Source organism: Streptomyces sp. NPDC006739 (assembly GCF_042869815.1).
GTDB lineage: Bacteria > Actinomycetota > Actinomycetes > Streptomycetales > Streptomycetaceae > Streptomyces.
Window position 1 is genome coordinate 57,704 of record NZ_JBIAGM010000005.1, and the last position, 17,026, is coordinate 74,729.

16 protein-coding genes are annotated in these 17,026 nt (G+C 71.6%); 9 read left to right on the forward strand and 7 right to left on the reverse strand.

What is annotated here, in order from left to right:
• Nucleotides 1-88 precede the first annotated feature (88 nt).
• From ACFYMM_RS12685 to ACFYMM_RS12700, 4 genes are all read left to right on the forward strand, one after another.
• Nucleotides 89-685, forward strand: a complete 597-nt coding sequence (locus tag ACFYMM_RS12685; RefSeq protein ID WP_388385854.1) for a TetR/AcrR family transcriptional regulator — start codon at nt 89-91, stop codon at nt 683-685.
• A 43-nt stretch (nt 686-728) separates the two neighbouring features.
• Complete coding sequence (locus ACFYMM_RS12690) at nt 729-1,508, forward strand: SDR family NAD(P)-dependent oxidoreductase (protein ID WP_388385855.1); 780 nt, start codon at nt 729-731, stop codon at nt 1,506-1,508.
• A 121-nt stretch (nt 1,509-1,629) separates the two neighbouring features.
• Complete coding sequence (locus ACFYMM_RS12695; protein ID WP_388385856.1) at nt 1,630-2,787, forward strand: acyl-CoA dehydrogenase family protein; 1,158 nt, start codon at nt 1,630-1,632, stop codon at nt 2,785-2,787.
• A 35-nt stretch (nt 2,788-2,822) separates the two neighbouring features.
• Nucleotides 2,823-3,689 carry an acyl-CoA thioesterase gene (locus tag ACFYMM_RS12700; RefSeq protein WP_388385857.1) on the forward strand — a complete coding sequence of 289 codons (867 nt, stop codon included), beginning with the start codon at nt 2,823-2,825 and terminating at the stop codon, nt 3,687-3,689.
• Between the two features lie 46 nt (nt 3,690-3,735).
• On the opposite strand, the gene ACFYMM_RS12705 is transcribed toward ACFYMM_RS12700, so the two are convergent.
• Both ACFYMM_RS12705 and ACFYMM_RS12710 read right to left on the reverse strand, forming a co-directional pair.
• Nucleotides 3,736-4,524 carry a phosphatase gene (locus ACFYMM_RS12705; protein WP_388385858.1) on the reverse strand — a complete coding sequence of 263 codons (789 nt, stop codon included), beginning with the start codon at nt 4,522-4,524 and terminating at the stop codon, nt 3,736-3,738.
• 62 nt (nt 4,525-4,586) lie between these two features.
• Nucleotides 4,587-6,092, reverse strand: a complete 1,506-nt coding sequence (locus ACFYMM_RS12710) for a PucR family transcriptional regulator (protein WP_388385859.1) — start codon at nt 6,090-6,092, stop codon at nt 4,587-4,589.
• Nucleotides 6,093-6,234: 142 nt separating this feature from the next.
• On the opposite strand from ACFYMM_RS12710, the gene speB reads away from it, so the two are divergent.
• Both speB and ACFYMM_RS12720 read left to right on the forward strand, forming a co-directional pair.
• Nucleotides 6,235-7,203, forward strand: a complete 969-nt coding sequence (gene speB, locus ACFYMM_RS12715; protein WP_388385860.1) for an agmatinase — start codon at nt 6,235-6,237, stop codon at nt 7,201-7,203.
• Complete coding sequence (locus tag ACFYMM_RS12720) at nt 7,200-8,897, forward strand: thiamine pyrophosphate-binding protein (RefSeq protein WP_388385861.1); 1,698 nt, start codon at nt 7,200-7,202, stop codon at nt 8,895-8,897. The genes speB and ACFYMM_RS12720 overlap by 4 nt, the downstream gene beginning before the upstream one ends.
• Here the strand turns inward: ACFYMM_RS12720 and ACFYMM_RS12725 are convergent.
• The gene (locus ACFYMM_RS12725; protein ID WP_388385862.1) at nt 8,882-10,018 is read right to left on the reverse strand and encodes a hypothetical protein; all 1,137 of its coding nucleotides are present in this window, start codon (nt 10,016-10,018) and stop codon (nt 8,882-8,884) included. The genes ACFYMM_RS12720 and ACFYMM_RS12725 overlap by 16 nt on opposite strands.
• Before the next feature lie 152 nt (nt 10,019-10,170).
• Nucleotides 10,171-10,536 (reverse strand): VOC family protein, encoded by a 366-nt coding sequence (locus tag ACFYMM_RS12730; protein WP_388385863.1) that lies wholly within the window; start codon nt 10,534-10,536, stop codon nt 10,171-10,173.
• Between the two features lie 92 nt (nt 10,537-10,628).
• Here ACFYMM_RS12730 and ACFYMM_RS12735 point away from each other — a divergent pair, with 92 nt between their 5' ends.
• On the forward strand, nt 10,629-11,594 hold the full coding sequence (locus ACFYMM_RS12735; protein WP_388385864.1) for a helix-turn-helix transcriptional regulator: 966 nt from the start codon (nt 10,629-10,631) through the stop codon (nt 11,592-11,594).
• Between the two features lie 35 nt (nt 11,595-11,629).
• Here the strand turns inward: ACFYMM_RS12735 and ACFYMM_RS12740 are convergent, their stop codons facing one another.
• Entirely contained in the window at nt 11,630-12,157 is a 528-nt protein-coding gene (locus tag ACFYMM_RS12740) for a hypothetical protein (protein WP_388385865.1), read from the reverse strand.
• A gap of 151 nt (nt 12,158-12,308) precedes the next feature.
• Here ACFYMM_RS12740 and ACFYMM_RS12745 point away from each other — a divergent pair, with 151 nt between their 5' ends.
• Nucleotides 12,309-12,716: a class I SAM-dependent methyltransferase gene (locus tag ACFYMM_RS12745; RefSeq protein WP_388385866.1), complete on the forward strand. Its 408-nt coding sequence runs from the start codon at nt 12,309-12,311 to the stop codon at nt 12,714-12,716.
• Nucleotides 12,717-13,126: 410 nt separating this feature from the next.
• On the opposite strand, the gene ACFYMM_RS12750 is transcribed toward ACFYMM_RS12745, so the two are convergent.
• On the reverse strand, nt 13,127-13,480 hold the full coding sequence (locus tag ACFYMM_RS12750; RefSeq protein ID WP_388385868.1) for a peptidase inhibitor family I36 protein: 354 nt from the start codon (nt 13,478-13,480) through the stop codon (nt 13,127-13,129).
• Nucleotides 13,481-13,660: 180 nt separating this feature from the next.
• Nucleotides 13,661-15,862 (reverse strand): glycosyltransferase family 39 protein, encoded by a 2,202-nt coding sequence (locus ACFYMM_RS12755; protein WP_388385869.1) that lies wholly within the window; start codon nt 15,860-15,862, stop codon nt 13,661-13,663.
• A 158-nt stretch (nt 15,863-16,020) separates the two neighbouring features.
• On the opposite strand from ACFYMM_RS12755, the gene ACFYMM_RS12760 reads away from it, so the two are divergent.
• Nucleotides 16,021-16,944, forward strand: coding sequence for a serine hydrolase (locus ACFYMM_RS12760; RefSeq protein ID WP_388385870.1), 924 nt, complete (start codon nt 16,021-16,023; stop codon nt 16,942-16,944).
• The last annotated feature ends 82 nt before the right edge of the window (nt 16,945-17,026 follow it).

The following is a 17,026-nucleotide window of genomic DNA, read 5'->3' on the forward strand; positions in this document are numbered from 1 at the left end:
TCCCCTCACCCAGTGGTCGACTGTTAATGAGCGTTAACCATTTCCTCCAGGTTAACGACCGCTAACCTCCCTGTCTAGAATTACCCGCATGGTCACCAGAACCGATGCCCCCACCCGCCGTGAGCAGATTCTCAAGGAGGCCGCCCGGCTCTTCGCCGAACGCGGATTCCACGGCGTCGGCGTGGACGAGATAGGGGCCGCGGTCGGCATCAGCGGCCCCGGTCTGTACCGGCACTTCCCGGGCAAGGACGCGATGCTCGCCGAACTGCTGGTGGGAATCAGCGGGCGGCTGCTGACGGGCGCCAAGCGCCGGCTGGCCGAGGCCGACGGCACGGCCGGCCCCTCGGCGGTGCTGGACTCCCTCATCGAGGGCCACATCGACTTCGCCCTGGACGACCGCCCCCTCATCACCTTGCACGACCGCGAGCTGGACCGCCTGCGCGACAGCGACCGCAAGCTGGTGCGCCAGCTCCAGCGGCAGTACGTCGAGCTGTGGGTGGAGGTGGTCCGCGAGGTCTACCCGGCGCTGGCGGAACCCGCGGCCCGCTCGGCGGTCCACTCGGTCTTCGGCCTCCTGAACTCCACCCCCCACCTGGGCCGCCCCGGCTCGCTCCCCGGCCGGGGGGCCACGGCGGCGCTGCTGCACCGGATGGCCCGGGGGGCGTTCGGGGCGGCGGGGAGCTGAGGGCGCCCGGCCGGGTGGGGCGCCGGATGACTAGGGTGCGGGAATGATCTCGCGCAGCTACCTCTCCGAACTGTTCTCGCTGGACGGCCGGGTCGCCGTGGTGACCGGTGGCAGTTCCGGCATCGGCAAGGCCATCGCCGGGGCCCTCGCGCGGGCCGGGGCGAGTGTGGTGGTCGTGGCCCGCCGGCGGGCGGAACTGGTGGCCACCGTCGAGGAGCTGACCGCGGACGGCTGCCGGGCGGGCTTCGTGAGCGCCGACCTGGGGACGCGGGACGCGGTGCGCGCGGCGGCGGAGTCGATGGCCGAGGTGTTCGGCGAGCCCGACATCCTCGTCAACAGCGCCGGGATCAACCTGCGGCCCCCGATGGGCGAGCTGGACGAGGACGTGTGGGACGCCACCATGGCGGTGAACCTGGAGGCGCCCTATCTGCTGGGCCGCCGGTTCGGGCCCGGCATGGCCGAGCGGGGGTTCGGGCGGATCATCCACATCAGCTCCCAGCAGGCGCACCGGGCGTTCGTGGACAGCGGTGCCTACGGGGTCTCCAAGGGGGCGCTGGAGTCGCTGGCGCGCTCGCAGGCCGAGGCCTGGTCGCCGTACGGGGTCACCTGCAACACTCTGGTGCCGGGGTTCGTCATGAGTCCGCTCAACGCGCGGCTGTCCTCGGACCCGGAGGCGGTGGCCGCCCTGGCCGCGCGCACGATGACCGGGCGCAACGGCATCGCCGAGGACTTCTGCGGCGCCGCCGTCTTCCTGGCCGGCGGGGCCTCCGCCTATGTCACCGGCCAGTCGGTCTTCGTCGACGGCGGCTTCTCCGTCCACTGAGACCGGACCGGGCCCGCGCGTGACGAGCATTACGCCGCCCGCCCTGGACCCCCGCTCCTACTCGCCGGTACCGTTGTATGAGCAAGCGCTTAGACATACCGAGGTACGTGGAGGTGGCGGAGTGCGCCGTACGGTGTTCAACGAGGATCACGAGGCGTTCCGGGAGACCCTCCGCGCCTTCATCGAGGCCGAGGTCGTACCGGTGTACGACGAGTGGTTCGCCGCGGGCCAGGCGCCGCGCGACTTCTACTACAAGCTCGCCGAGCTGGGCGTCTTCGGTATCCGCGTCGACGAGGAGTACGGCGGCGCCGGCATCGACTCGTACAAGTTCGAGGCCGTCCTCTACGAGGAGACCGCCCGCGCCGGCGTCTCCTTCGGCGGTTCCGGCGTCCACGTCCTGCTCGGTCTGCCGTACATCAAGCTGCTCGCCACCGACGAGCAGAAGAAGCGCTACCTGCCCAAGTTCGTCTCCGGCGAGGAGATGTGGGCGATCGCGATGACCGAGCCGGGCACCGGCTCCGACCTCGCGGGCATGAAGACCACCGCCAAGCTCTCCGAGGACGGCACCCACTACGTCCTCAACGGCGCCAAGACCTTCATCACCGGCGGTGTGCACGCCGACCGCATGATCGTCTGCGCCCGTACCTCCGCGCCCACCGCCGAGGACCGCCGTCACGGCATCTCCCTCTTCGTCGTGGACACCAAGGCCGAGGGCTACTCCGTCGGCCGCAAGCTGGACAAGCTCGGCCTGAAGACCTCCGACACGGCCGAGCTGGCGTTCGTCGACGTGAAGGTGCCGGTCGAGGACCTCCTCGGCGAGGAGAACAAGGGCTTCTACTACCTCGGCCACAACCTGGCCTCCGAGCGCTGGGGCATCGCCTACGGCGCCTACGCGCAGGCCAAGGCCGCCGTCCGGTTCGCCAAGCAGTACGTCCAGGACCGGGTCGTCTTCGGCAAGCCCGTCGCCGCCTTCCAGAACACCAAGTTCGAGCTGGCCGCCTGCCAGGCCGAGGTGGACGCCGCCGAGGCCGTCGCCGACCGCGCCACCGAGGCCCTCGACGCCGGTGAGCTGACCCCCGCCGAGGCCGCCTCCGCCAAGCTCTTCTGCACCGAGGTCGCCCACCGCGTCATCGACCGCTGCCTCCAGCTGCACGGCGGCTACGGCTTCATGAACGAGTACCCCATCGCCCGCCTGTACGCGGACAACCGGGTCAACCGCATCTACGGCGGCACCAGCGAGATCATGAAGACGATCATCGCGAAGGACATGGGTCTGTAAGGCCCGCGAAAAGATTGCCGGATACAACTGACCACATGAGTCAGGCACTGCGGTCCCTGCTCGATCTGCTCGACCTGGAGCAGATCGAGCGGGACATCTTCCGCGGCCGGTCGCGGTCCGCCGTCGTCCCGCGCGTCTTCGGCGGACAGGTGGCGGCCCAGGCCCTGGTCGCCGCCGGGCGCACGGTCCCCGGGGACCGGCTCGCCCACTCCCTGCACGCCTACTTCCTGCGGCCGGGCGACCCGGGCGCGCCCATCGTCTACACCGTCGACCGGATCCGCGACGGGCGCTCCTTCACCACCCGCCGGGTGGTCGCCGTCCAGCACGGGCAGCCGATCTTCCACCTCTCCGCGTCCTTCCAGACGCACGAGGAGGGGCTGGAGCACGAGGCCCCCATGCCCCCCGCCCCGGACCCGGAGACCCTGCCCACCTCGCAGGAGCGCCTGCGCGGGTACGGCCACCTCGACGCCGACGTGGTGGAGCGGTTCCTCGAGGCCCGCGAGGCGGTCGACCTGCGGTACGTCGACGAACCGCCGTACGGCAGGTTCGGCGAGCCGCGCGAGCCGCACTCCCAGGTGTGGTTCCGCACCAACGGCAAGCTCGACGACGACCCCCTCCTGCACGTCGTCCTCGCCACCTACGTCTCCGACATGACCCTCCTCGACTCGGTGCTGCTCGCGCACGGCCGGGGCGGCTGGGCCGTCGGTGACGTCGTCGGGGCGTCGCTGGACCACGCGATGTGGTTCCACCGGCCGTTCCGGGCGGACGAATGGCTGCTGTACGACCAGGAGTCGCCGTCCGCGTACGGCGGCCGGGGCCTCGGGCAGGCCCGCATCTACACCCAGGACGGACACCTCGCCATCTCGGTCATCCAGGAGGGCGTGGTCCGCGTCCCCCGGTGAGCCGGGGGGCGCGGGTGAGCGGGGAGAGGCGGTGCGGCCGCGTGGCCTACGCCAGGCCCGCCTCGGCCAGCAGGTACGCGGTCATCGGGTCGTAGTGGCGCGGGCTGGGCACATGGTCGTCGAGCGGCACGGCCACCTGCAGCGTGCCCTCGGACTCGGCGAGGAACAGCGCCGGGTCGTTGCAGTCGGCGTACCCGACGGAGTCGACGCCGTGCTGTGCGGCGTACCCGGCCCAGCCGTGGTCGGCGACGACCAGGTCGGGCAGCGGACGGCCCGCGCGCTCGAACGCCGTGAGGACGGCCCTCATCGGCGCACCCGAGTGGGTGTGCCACAGGGTGGCGCCGTGTTCGAGGACCGCCACGTCCGCGAGCTGCCAGACGTACCCCTCGTCCGTCTGCAGCCCGTCCGGGATGACCACGATCTCGCAGCCGGCCCCGCGCAGCGCGGCTGCCGTGGCCCGGTGCACGTCGAGCAGACCGCCCGGGTGGCCGGTGGCGAACAGCACCCGCTGCCGTCCCTCGGCCGCCTTGCGCAGCCGCCCGGCCAGCCGGTCCAGGGCGCCGACGGTCAGCTCGGGGTCGATGGTGTCCTGCCCGTAGCGGTACTCGGGGTCGTCGTTGACGCCGACCCGCTCCGCCATCACCGCGAGCACGTCCTGCTCGTCCTGCCAGCGGTCGCCGAGTTCCAGCCCGAGCCAGAAGTTGCGGTCGCCGTTGGCCAGCTTGCGGTAGTGGGAGAGGTTGTTCTCGCGGGGGGTGGCGACGTCGCCCGCGATACGGGTCCTGACCAGGTGGTCGACGAGCTGGGCGCGGCTGGGTGTCCCGGGTATCGGCATGCCCCCCATTGTGGGGCAGCGGGCTGGGCGATTTCCCTGCCTGTCGCGCGCTGGGACGTGGGTCACTCACGATGCCGGAGAGCGAACCACAGCTCCATCCGTACGTCGGGATCGTCCAGGTCGGCGGCCAACAGCGCGGTGCAGCGGGCGATCCGCTGCCGCACCGTGTTGCGGTGCACGGCCAGCGCCACCGCCGTCCGGTCCCAACTGCCGTGCAGGGAGAGCCAGGTGCGCAGCGTCTCGACGAGCGCGGGATGCGCGGCGAGCGGCGCGAGCAGCGTGCGGGCGTGCGCCTCGGCGTCCTCGCGGGAGACCAGGGCGTCGAAGCCGGCGCGTTCGCCGTGCCGGACCAGCGCGGTGCGGGTGGCACGGGCGCGGGCCAGTGCGCGGGCCGCCTGGGTGTCGGCGGCGGGCCACTCGGGCGGGGCGACGGCGGCGCTGGCACCGAGGGTCCAGCCGGGCTGCGGCGCCGGGGCGCGCTCGGCGGGCACGAGGACCCGTACGACGTCGTCGGCGAGGTCGACCAGCGCCGAGCCCAGGGCGGCCCCGAGCGCCGAGGCGCCGACGCCGTCCGGCGGCCGCCCCTCCGGCCGCGCGTGCACGACGACCCACCGGCCGGCCCCCAGCAGCGGCGCGACCTCCGGCGCCGGCGCCCCCAGCAGCACCCGCACCAGCGCGGAGGACCGTGCCGCACCGCCGCCGCCCTGCTGCTCGCCGGTGAGCAGGGACAGCAGTACGGCGGCCACCGAGGCGATGGTGTGGTCGCCGGGCTCCCGCCGGCCGGCGGCGACACCGAGCACGAAGCCCTGCCCGCCGCCGAGCGCGTAGGCGGTGAGATGGGTGTCACCGAGGGTGTCGGCGGCCGAGGCGGGGGAGGGGGCCGAGGCGCTCGGTTCAGGGGACGGTCCCGGTGGGGGCCGCCGTGCCGGCCGTACCACCGCCGCCAGGTCCGCCAGGGCGGAGCGCACCTCGCGCCCCGGGTCACGGCCCGCCCGCGCGAGGTCCGTGCCGTCGGGGCCGTACAGCGCGGCCCAGCCGCCGAGGCGCCGGGCGAGCCGGCCGAGGACCGAGGGGACCGGGTCGGGGCGGGCGGCGGCGGCCGCAAGGCTCTGCTGGGCCTCGGTGACGCGGCGGAGTTCGGCGGTGCGGGCCCGCGCCATCAGCTGCCAGACCGCGCGGGCCACACCGGAGAAGGTGGTCCGCGGCGGGACCTCCAGCAGCGGGAGGCCGTGGGCGTCGCAGGCGGCGACCAGGGCGCGCGGCACGGTCTCGTGCACCGGCGCGAGACCGAAGCCGAGAGCCGCGCCGCCCGCCGCCACGATCCGCGAGACGTACTCCTCGAAGTACGGCCCCCGGTCCGCCCCCTCGGGAATGTGCACGCCGGCCGTCAGCAGCAGCTCGCCGCCCAGGAGGTAGGGGGAGGGGTCCGGCAGCTCCGACGTGTGCGCCCAGTGGATTGCCGTCGCGGGATCGTCCGGCCCGGCGATCCGCCGCAGGCCCAGGTCGTCCCGGTCCAGCAGCGCACCGAGGGGTACGGGCGGTGTGGGGGGAACGGCGGGGTCCGGCATGCTGGACGTTTCCTCCATCCAACGCGGCGACGATGGAGGAAACGTACACTTCAAAGATGCTTTTCGGCCACCTAGGGTCGATTCATGAAGGCGGTCACCAAGGCGGTCACCCGACGCAACGCAGGAAAGTAGGCCTGTCACCATGAGCACCCACGAGACGCCCCGCGGCCCCGTCGACTCCTCCCGCGTCCCGCGCTACGCGGGCCCGGCTACCTTCGCCCGGCTGCCCCGCCTCGACGAGGTCGGCCGCGCGGACGTCGCCGTGGTGGGCGTGCCGTTCGACTCCGGTGTCTCGTACCGGCCGGGCGCCCGCTTCGGCGGCAACGCCATCCGCGAGGCGTCCCGGCTGCTGCGCCCCTACAACCCGGCGCAGGACGCGTCCCCCTTCGCGCTCGCGCAGGTCGCCGACGGCGGTGACATCGCCGTGAACCCGTTCAACATCAACGAGGCCGTCGACACCATCGAGGCGGCGGCGGACGACCTGCTGGGCACGGGCGCGCGGCTGATGACGCTGGGCGGCGACCACACGATCGCGCTGCCGCTGCTGCGCTCGGTGGCGAAGAAGCACGGCCCGGTCGCCCTGCTCCACTTCGACGCGCACCTGGACACCTGGGACACCTACTTCGGCGCCGAGTACACGCACGGCACGCCGTTCCGCCGCGCGGTCGAGGAGGGCATCCTCGACACCTCCGCCCTCTCCCACGTCGGCACCCGGGGCCCGCTCTACGGCAAGCAGGACCTGACCGACGACGAGAAGATGGGCTTCGGCATCGTGACGTCGGCGGACATCTACCGCCGGGGCGCCGACGAGGTCGCCGACCAGCTCCGCCAGCGCATCGGCGACCGTCCGCTGTACATCTCCATCGACATCGACTGCCTCGACCCGGCCCACGCGCCCGGCACCGGCACCCCCGAGGCGGGCGGCATGACCTCGCGTGAGCTGCTGGAGATCCTGCGCGGTCTGGCATCGTGCAACCTGGTGTCGGCGGACGTCGTCGAGGTCGCCCCCGCGTACGACCACGCGGAGATCACCTCGGTGGCCGCCTCGCACACGGCGTACGAACTGACCACGATCATGTCCCGACAGATTGCCGAGGCCCGCGAGCAGTGACCCACGACCACGACCTGGTACTCCGCCCGACGCCCGCGCAGATCTCCGCCGCTCTGCATCCTCCCCGGGGGCGCACCGGCGGGGACCTGGTCGTGGAGACCCTGGCCGGGCTGGGCGCGACGACCGTCTTCGGCCTGCCCGGCCAGCACGCGCTGGGCGTGTTCGACGCCCTGCGTCGCTCCGACCTCCGCTACATCGGTCTGCGGGTGGAGAACAACGCCGGGTTCGCGGCCGACGCCTACGGGCGGATCACCGGCGAGGCCGCCCCCCTGCTGCTCTCGACGGGCCCGGGCGCGCTGACGTCCCTCGCGGCCCTGCAGGAGGCCGCCTCGGCGTCGGCCCCCGTCCTGGCGATCAGCAGCCAGGTCCCCACCGCCGGACTGGGCGGCGGCCGACACGGCTATCTGCACGAACTCCCCGACCAGGCGGCCTCGTTCCGGGGCGTGGTGAAGTCCGTCCACACGGTCCGCGGCCAGTCCCAGATCCCCTCCGCCCTGGCCGCCGCCTGGAAGTCGGCGCTGACGGCCCCGCACGGCCCGGTATGGGTGGAGATCCCGCAGGACGTGCTGATGGCCGAGACCGCGCTCCCGGTGGTCACGGCACCGGACGCGACCCCCGACGAACTGCCCCCGCGCCCCGAACTGACCGCCGTGGCGGCCGACCTGCTGTCCCGGGCGGCCCGGCCGGCGATCATCGCGGGCGGCGGGGTCGTACGGGCCGACGCGTCCGGCAAGCTGCGGCGGCTGGCCGAGAAGCTCGACGCTCCGGTGGTGACCACCTTCGGCGGCAAGGGCGCGTTCCCCTGGAAGCACCGGCTGTCCCTCCAGTCCTGGCTGGAGGACCGGCACACGACCGACTTCCTGGAGGACGCCGACGTCCTCCTGGTCGTCGGCTCCGGACTCGGCGAACTCTCCTCCAACTACCACACGTTCAGGCCCCGGGGCCGGGTCGTCCAGATCGAGGCGGACCTCGGCAAGCTGGAGTCCAACCACCCGGCGCTGGGCATCCACGCCGACGCCCGGCTGGGCCTGCAGGCCCTGCTGGAGACGGTGGAGGAGCGCACCGACCCGACCGCGCCGGAGCGGGTCCGGGCTCTGCTCGACCGGGTCTCGGAGCGCATCGCCGCCCAGGAACTCACCCTGGAGCAGGACGTGTTGGCGGCGATCCGGCGCGCCCTGCCGGCCGCCGCCCCCTCCTTCTGGGACATGACGATCCTGGCCTACTGGGCCTGGTCGGCCTTCGACCCCCGAGGCGCGAACCACATGCACTCCGCCCAGGGCGCCGGCGGCCTCGGCTACGCCTTCCCGGCCGCCCTCGGCGCGGCGGCCGCCGATCCGACCCGCCCGGTACTGGCGGTCTCCGGCGACGGCGGCGCGCTGTACTCCATCGCCGAACTGGCCACGGCCCGCCAGTACGGCCTCGACGTCACCTGGCTGATCGTCGACGACGGCGGCTACGGCATCCTGCGCGAGTACATGACGGACGCCTTCGGCGAGCCGACGGCGACGGAGCTGACCCGCCCGGACTTCGTGGCCCTGGCCGAGTCGTTCGGCGTCCCGGGAACCCGCACGACCCCGCGGACGCTGGAGCAGGACCTGGCGAGGGCACTGGCGACACCGGGACCTTCGGTCGTCGTCCTCCCGGCGGTGCTGCGGATGTTCGCGGCTACGCATCTGGCTCAGCCGGCCTCGTAGTGGATCAGGTCCGGGAGGATCGCGGAGTCCACCGGCGCCGTCAGGCGGAACTCGACGAGTCTGGCCGGGCAGCCCTGAGCCACGAGCTGGGTGAGGGCCGTCAGCCGGTGGTTCCCGTCGAGTACCAGGAAGCGGTCCGGGCCCAGGGCGTAGGTGGCGAGGATCAGCGACCTGTCCTGCCCGTCGAACCGGGCCGCGTAGTGGTCCCGCAGTACCCCTATCCGTGACCGCCGGTCGTCCTGGAGCACCGAGACGTCGGTGGCCAGTTCCGTGTGCCGGAGGGGCACCGCGTCCTGATGGTCGTATCCGACCTCGCCGGATCCGGATCCGGACCCGTCCCGGTACCAGGGGGCGTGGTAGCCCTCCAGCGTGGCGAGCGTGTAGGGCGCCAGGTCGGTGGAGACCATGGCCAGCCGGACGGTGCCGTTGTCCCGACCCGCCAGTTCCGACAGCGCCTCCCAGTCCAGCGCGGTGCGGATACGGTCTGCCCCCGCGGTGAAATGGGCGCGGAAGACGTCGAAGGGGACCGGTCCGGTCGCGATCCGCAACAGGTCCCGCGTCCTCGCGTCCATCCCGCCGGACCAGTGGTCGGCCATGATCATCGACCTCCTCGCGTTGAACCGGGCGGTCTCCCGCAGTCCCTCGACGACCTCGACGAGCCTGGACCAGTCCTCGGGCGTCCAGCGCGCGTGGGAACGAAGGGAGGAGCCGAGCGTGTCCACGGTCGTCTCCAGTACCTGGGTGAGCGTCCGCAGATACTCGTGCTGCATGGGCTGCCGGGCGAGAGGCACCAGTGACAGGCCGGCCCTGCAGTCGTACAACGTCCTGTAGGTACGCGCCGGAACGCATGACTCCCGCAGGTGCGAGACCGAGAAGGTGAGCATGGCGACTTTCTCCGTCAGCTCCAGATCGGCCAGCGCCTCCTGGATGTTTCCCTGCCGCCGGGCGAGCAGCATGCCGACGACCATCGTGGTGACCGCCCCCAGGCCGAAACTGGACGCCCAGTCCGACCAGCTCCACGGCTCACCGCGCCACCACAGGAACAGATCCATCGCCCCGGCGGCGACGGGAAGTACAGCCAGCGGCCAGTAGTCCAGCCACAACGATCGCGGTCTCGCCATCGCCCGCCCCTGCTCCGGCCGCAGGCCTGCGGCCCCCTGGGGAAGGACATCTGATGCCGGGCGGACGGTTCCGGGGGGCCGGGGCGCGCCTGCTCCGGGGCGGACGATGACGAGTGCGGACTCGACGGCCGGTCTTGCCGCGTTGCGGCCTTTCAGTCCCGCGGTGCGACGCGGATACGGTTCCCGTCAGGATCGGCTGCGAGGAAGGTCAGCCCGAACCCCGCGTCATGAGGCTCGCGCAGGATCGTGACCCCCTTGGACCGCCACTGCGCAAAGGTCGCGCTGACCTCGTCGGGTCCACCGTCGATGGCCAGGCACACCTCACCGGTGCGCGGGACGTCCGGTGAGAGATCCTCGAACTGGCCGGACCACAGACCGAGGTCAGCGCCTGGCCCGAGGTCGAAGGTGATGTATCCCGGAGTCTCGAACGAGGGACTCATGCCGAGGAGATCGCCGTAGAAGCGAGCTGCGGCGGGAGCGTCGTTCACGTAGACGATGGTCACGACGGATGTGGTCACGGTTGTTCCCTCTCACCGGTGGTAGGTACGGATCCACCAGCCTGACCGGGATATGCGACACATCGTGTCGCAATTCCTGAAAAAATCGGTGGGTGACCCCAGACCGCTTCTTCACCCTGATGCTGCTCCTGACATCGAGGGATGCCGTGACCACACAGGAACTCGCCTCAGCGCTCGGGGTGTCCCTTCGGACCGTCACCCGGGACCTGAACTGGCTCCGCGAGGCCGGTCTGCCGGTGACCGCACACCGGGGCCGCCTCGGAGGCGTGACCATGCTGCCCGGATCCGGACTCGACCTCACGCGACTCACACCGGGCGAGCGTGATCATCTGTCGCTCACCGGGCTGGATGAGAAGCAACGTGCGGAGCTCGACGCGTCGGCCGAAAGCCGGCGGGCGCTCTCCAAGATCGCCGCCACGCAGCAGCGTCGAGTCCATGAACTCCTGCCGCTCACCGACGTAGTGCACGTGGACAGCCGCCCCTGGCGTCAGGCACGAGCTGTCGGCACGACTCCGGCTTCGCTGATCGGCGCGGTGCGGCGAGGTCGCCGGCTACGGATCGAGTACGACAGCCCACGCGAGTCATGCCCACACGATCTGGTCGTGGATCCCTACGGGCTGTTCGCCAAGGCCGGCATCTGGTACCTCGTCGCCGACCGTGCCCGAGTGCCACGGATGTACCGACTCGAACGGATCACGACGTGGAAGGAAGTCGACCAGCCACGACGGATCCGCGAGAGCCAGACCCTGGCCACCGTCGCCGCGGCGCTCATCGATCAGTGGGAACACAACCACGCGATAGAGGTCAGCGCCACCATCGACCAGACCCAGATCGAGCGGGCGCAACGGATCTTCGGCCTACGACTCGTCCGGGACGACCATGAAGAATCCGCCACCGGCCGCAAGGTGACAATCCGCTTCCTGCATCTGGAGGACGTGCGAGCACTACTGCCGTTCGGGAGCGCCATCACTGTGCACGGCCCCACCGAAGCCAGGGCTCGCCTCCGCGACCTCGCCACCGATCTCGCCCACCACTATGCGCCGTCACCGACGTCCTGACCCGCGACACCTGAGTGCCGACCCGCCCCAACGGCTTACAGATGATCCCCCACGGCGGCTGGTTTCGGAGGGTGCACCCCGCCTCCGTCCTTGCGGTCCTGCTCGCATGTTCGCCCGCCGTAGGACTGGTCATTGGGAATCACAAGCACTCCGGCCACCTGTTCAGGGTGGTCGGCGGCGAGCCAGCCATCGCCGGTGTGGTCCCTGTGCGGCCCGAACGCCTCAGAGGAGTCGACCGTCTGGCAGATCAACGCCACGCGTTCCTTGTTCACCGCGCAGGCGTCCACTGCGGGGCCGTTGCTCTCGTCGGCGCCGTCGAAGCGGTAATGGAAGTGAACTCGGTCGCCCTTGGAGGGCTCCTGCGGGTGTGGCTCAAGGCGCCAGTCGACGACCTCTGCGGTGACGCCGATGGGCCGCCCCGACGTGTCGACGACCTGCACCCTGACACCGGCCTTACCGCGCTCTGCCCTCGTGTCGGTGCAGCCCCAGTGTGAGGAGCAGCCGGACAGGGAGAGAAGCACCAGGGTCAGCGGAGCAGCGGTCAGTACCCGTGCGGATAACACTCAGATGACCTCCGGCCAGGGGGCGACAGGAGCAGCGTATCCCGGGCCTGGAGCCCACGGATGACGGCAACGGAGCACCCACGGTGGCGAAAGCTCGCCTTCATCTCTCGGACAGCAGTGCCGACTGGGGAAGACTCGGTGTTCCAACCGTTTGCCGGATCTTCGCCCGGCGCAGACCGTCGAGTCGCACCTTCAGCGCCTCGGCCAGCCGGAGATGCTCGACCACGTGATGCGCCGCGCGGAACGGCACGGCGTCGCCAACATCACGCCCACCCGAGGCGACGCCCGTGAACTTCCCTACCCTGACCGCACGTTCGACGCCATGTACCTCGTGACCGCACTGGGCGAGGTACCGGAGCCGGAGCGGGTGCTGGCCGAGGCGGTCCGGGTGCTCACCCCCGGCGGCCGACTGGTGGTCGGCGAGTTCTTCGACCGCCACTGGATCCCCTTCGGCACCTTGCACCGCCTCGCCGGCGACTCCGGCCTCCACCTGGCCGCACACCGTGGTTCCCCCCTCGCCTACCTGGCCCGCTTCCGCCCCTGCGCCGCGGCAGCGTAGGGACGGGGCCGGGTGTACTGCCCCGGGAGGCCGGGGACGCGGCCGGGCGGCTGGTTTCAGCTGATGCCGGTGACGCCGTCGTCCGCCTCGCTCGTCTCGATCTCGTACAGGGCCGTGGTCACGCCGACACCTCCCGGGCGATAGCGGCTGCCAGGAGCGCGGCGGCGTCGGTCGCGTACGGGTCGTCGTAGCTCTCGCGGTCGCTGACGTCGAACGGCGCCGCCTTCGCGGTGACCGTGAATCCCGGGACGACGGCAGCCGCCTTTGGACTCCCGTACAGGTTGGGGATAACTCAAGCCAACCCACGCTACCCATGGGGTGCGCGATGCCGCCAGCGGGGTCTGCGTCAAGATCACATGAGCCGAGAGACAGAGAACGTGCCGAGGGACCCCCGGAACAAGCGCAAAACCTCAGCAGGCGCCCGGGCCCACCCCGTCCATGCGGCCGCCGAAGTCGCCGTAGTACTGCGAGCGCCAGTCGCCGTTGAAGACGTCGCGCTTCTCGACCGGGTCCCAGTTGATGAAGCAGGCGCGGGTGCTCGCGACGAAGGAGCCGATGTTGTCGTGGAGGTTGGGCGGCAGGTCGCGGTAGCCGCTGCGGGCCGTCCACTCCCAGTACTGGCCGCCGAAGCCCTCCCCGGTCCAGAAGCAGACCGAGCCGTCGGGGCACGAGGGGGCGGCGGGCCGGGCGGAGGCGGACTGGGCCGGCAGGAGCAGCGCGGTCAGCGCGAGGGTGGCGGCCAGGGGCCAGTAACGAAGCTTCAAGGGACTCTCCAGGAAAGGGAGTTGGGACACCCCGGCGGGACTGCCGGGGTGCCGCCATGCTCCTGTCCTGGCATCGGGACACGCCCGAGTCCAAGATCGGCTTCACCTGTGTGAGGTAAGTAGTACGACCGGTGCGACAAGCGGGCCGGGCCCGTGCCGGTCAGATCAGGTCAGGTCACGTCACGTCACGTCCGACGGGTCCAGCCGGTAGATCGTCGACGTGTCGCTCCGCGTGGCGGCGCCCGACTCGCTCCGCGTGGTGGTGCCCGACCCGTCGTACGCGCTCGCCTTCACCGCCGTACCGTGCGCCTTCACCCAGGTGCTGATCTCCTGGCTCAGGCTGTTGTCGCCGCCGCCGGGGCCGCCGCCCATGCCGCCGCCACCGAGCTGGATGTAGTGCAGCTCGCTCTTCTTCACCAGTTCCTTGAGCTTGGCCAGGGTCATCGCCTTGTCGGTGCCGGTGAAACCCCACATCGAGATGACGGGCCTGCCGCTGCTGATGATCAGCTGGCCGGCGCTCTGCGAGTTGGACACCGCGAGCAGCCAGGTGGCGCCGTCCTGGTGCTTCTCCAGGTATGCGATCAGCCGGCTGTCGGCACCTCCCATGCCACCTCCCATGCCGCCGCCCGTCGGCAACTCGCGGCCAGCGGCGCCCTGTCGGCCGCTCGGGCCGCCGGTCGTCCCGCCGCTCGTCCCACCGGGCGCGCCACTCGGCATCCCGCCCCGCGGAAGCTCACCGCCGCCCGGGAACCCCCCGTTCGCCCGGCCGTCCTGCCGTGTGCCGCCCGGCATCTCGCCACCGAAGCCGCCCCGGCCGCCGAAGCCGCCCCGGCCGCCGCCGGGGCCGCCCAGGCCGCGTCCGGTGGAGGGGCCCGCCGTCGGGTTGGTGCCGCCCATCATGCCGCCGCCGGAGGAACCGAAGGCCGGCGAGGCCGCGTACGCCGTGGGACCCGCGAGGGCCGCCACCGTCGCGGCGACGAGGGACACGCCGAGCAGCCTGGCCCTCGTACCCGATCCGCCGGACCGGAAGACCGACAGGCCCAGGACACCCAGCACCATGAGCACGGCGATCGCCGGCCACAGCCAGGTGTTCCAGCCGGAGGCCCGGCGCAGCAGTACGACCGCCCAGATCCCGGTGACGGCCAGAGCGGCCGGCAGCACCCAGGACCAGCGGGCGTCGCCGCCGCGGAAGGCGCGCCACAGGGTGACGCCGCCGGCGCCGGTCAGGGCCGCGATGCCCGGGGCGAGCGCGGTCGTGTAGTACGGGTGCATCGTGCCCTCGGCCATGGCGAAGGTCAGGTAGTGCAGGATGAGCCAGCCGCCCCACAGCACCAGGGCCGCGCGCGGGAGGTCGGTGCGCGGGGCGCGCCCGCACCGGACCAGCCCGGCCACGAGGGCGATGCCCGCGAAGGGGATCAGCCAGGAGATCTGGCCGCCGAGGACGTCGTTGAACATCCGTCCGATGCCCGCGGTCCCGGCGAAGGTACCGCCGCCACCGCCGCCGCCTCCGCCGTTGCCCTCGCCGCCGAAGACCCGGCCCAGGCCGTTGTAGCCCATGATCAGGTTCCAGGCGGAGCCGTCCGTGGAGCCGCCGATGTACGGGCGGTCGCCGGCCGGGACGAGGGACACGGCGGTCGCCCACCAGAAGCTGGAGACCGCCAGCGCCACGGCCGCCAGGGCCAGGTTGACGGCCTTCTTCCGCCAGTTGAGCCCGGAGGCGTAGAGGTAGACGGCGAAGACGGCCGGCAGGGCGATGTAGCCCTGGAGCATCTTCGTGTTGAAGGCGAGCCCGAAGCACACCGCGGAGCCGATGAGCGGCAGCAGCCTTCCGTCGCGGGTGGCGCGCAGGGCGAGCGCCGCGCCCGCCACCATCAGCAGCACGAGCACGGTGTCCGGGTTGTTGTCCCGGTCGATGGCGACGGTGATCGGGGTCAGCGCGAGGACGAGGGCGGCGATCGCGGCCGCCGCGTGCCCGAACACCCGCTTCACGGACGCGTGCAGGATCCAGATGGTGCCCAGCGCGGCGGCGATCTCGGGCGCCATCATCTGCCAGGTGCCGTAGCCGAAGACCCGGCAGGACAGGCTCATGACCATGAGCGCGAAGGGCGGTTTGTCGACGGTGAGGAAGTTGCCCGCGTCGAGCGAGCCGAAGAACCACGCCTTCCAGCTCTTCGTGCCGCTGTAAACGGCCGCGCTGTAGAAGCTGTTGAGGCTGGAAGAGGAGAGGTTCCAGGAGTAGAGGACCGCCGCCAGGACCAGGATCGCGAGCAACGCGGGCAGCGACCAGCGCGGTGTTCGCCGAGCGGGCGTCAGGGGCGGGACCGGCGGCGGGGTCTCGGCGGTCACGGGCGGGTGGGGGAGGGGATCGGTGGCAGATGTCACGCCCGTCATCGTGTCGAGCGGGGGTGGGTGAGCGCTGTGCCGTGACTGGCCGTCCGCTGTGAATACCCCCAGGGCTCGACGGCGGCCGGTGCAACGTTTCCCTAACGATCACTGTTGATCGCGCAACCGTTCGCTCGAACTCGTGAGTCAACTGGTGCATGAATCACGGGACATCGAGACGCATCCGGGTGCTGGCGGCCGCCGTCGGCGCCGCCGTCCTCATACCGGGCCTCGCCGCCGCCGCTCCGGCCGCCGCGGCCTCGCCCGCGGTCAGCTGTACGTCCGCGAAGGCGGGCCTGGCCGCCAAGTTGCAGAAGGACATCACCGCGGCGCTCGCGAACCGCGCGGGCACCGTCGCGGTCGGTGTGTACGACCGCTCCACCAGGACCACGTGCAGTCTGCGGGCCACCAGCTCCTACGACTCCGCCAGCACCGTGAAGGTCACCGTGCTCGCGACCCTGCTGTGGGACGCGAAGAAGCACAACCGGTACCTGACCAGCACCGAGCAGACCCTCACCAAGGCGATGATCACCCAGTCGGACAACACGGCTACCACCAAGCTGTGGAACCAACTGGGCCTGACGAAGATCAAGGGCTTCCTGGCCGCCGCCGGGATGACGAAGACGGTGCCCGGCACCGGCGGCTACTGGGGACTGACCCAGATCAACGTGACCGACGAGCAGAAGCTGCTCCAGCTCGTCACCGCCAAGAACAGCGTGCTGAGCGACAACTCGCGCGCCTACATCCTGAAGCTGATGAACCAGGTCATCCCCTCGCAGCGCTGGGGCACGCCGGCCGGGGCACCCTCGTCCGTCACCGTGCACGTCAAGAACGGCTGGCTCTCCCGGGCCACGCACGGCTGGCGGGTGCACAGCCTCGGCACCTTCAACGGCGCCGGCCACGACTACATGATCACGGTGCTGACGCAGGACGACAGCACCATGGACTACGGCGTCACCACCATCCAGAACGTGGCGAGGGCCATCCACAAGGACCTGGTGCCGACCACCGCGGGCACCGCGCTCTACACCCCGACCAGCACCCCGCGCGAGGCGTTCGTGGCGGTGCCGCCGCAGGGCTGACGCCTCCCGGACGCTCCGCAGGGCGGACGGCGGTTCACGCACCGGTCTCCCGTACGGTCTCCCGTACGTCGACCGGCCGCCC

Excerpts from the sequence above, each read along its gene's own strand:
- ACFYMM_RS12685 (WP_388385854.1), top strand. The coding sequence starts at position 89 with ATGGTCACCAGAACCGATGCCCCCACCCGCCGTGAGCAGATTCTCAAG.
- ACFYMM_RS12690 (WP_388385855.1), top strand. The coding sequence starts at position 729 with ATGATCTCGCGCAGCTACCTCTCCGAACTGTTCTCGCTGGACGGCCGG.
- ACFYMM_RS12700 (WP_388385857.1), top strand. The coding sequence starts at position 2,823 with ATGAGTCAGGCACTGCGGTCCCTGCTCGATCTGCTCGACCTGGAGCAG.
- ACFYMM_RS12705 (WP_388385858.1), bottom strand. The coding sequence starts at position 4,524 with ATGCCGATACCCGGGACACCCAGCCGCGCCCAGCTCGTCGACCACCTG.
- ACFYMM_RS12710 (WP_388385859.1), bottom strand. The coding sequence starts at position 6,092 with ATGCCGGACCCCGCCGTTCCCCCCACACCGCCCGTACCCCTCGGTGCG.
- speB (WP_388385860.1), top strand. The coding sequence starts at position 6,235 with ATGAGCACCCACGAGACGCCCCGCGGCCCCGTCGACTCCTCCCGCGTC.
- ACFYMM_RS12725 (WP_388385862.1), bottom strand. The coding sequence starts at position 10,018 with ATGGCGAGACCGCGATCGTTGTGGCTGGACTACTGGCCGCTGGCTGTA.
- ACFYMM_RS12760 (WP_388385870.1), top strand. The coding sequence starts at position 16,021 with ATGAATCACGGGACATCGAGACGCATCCGGGTGCTGGCGGCCGCCGTC.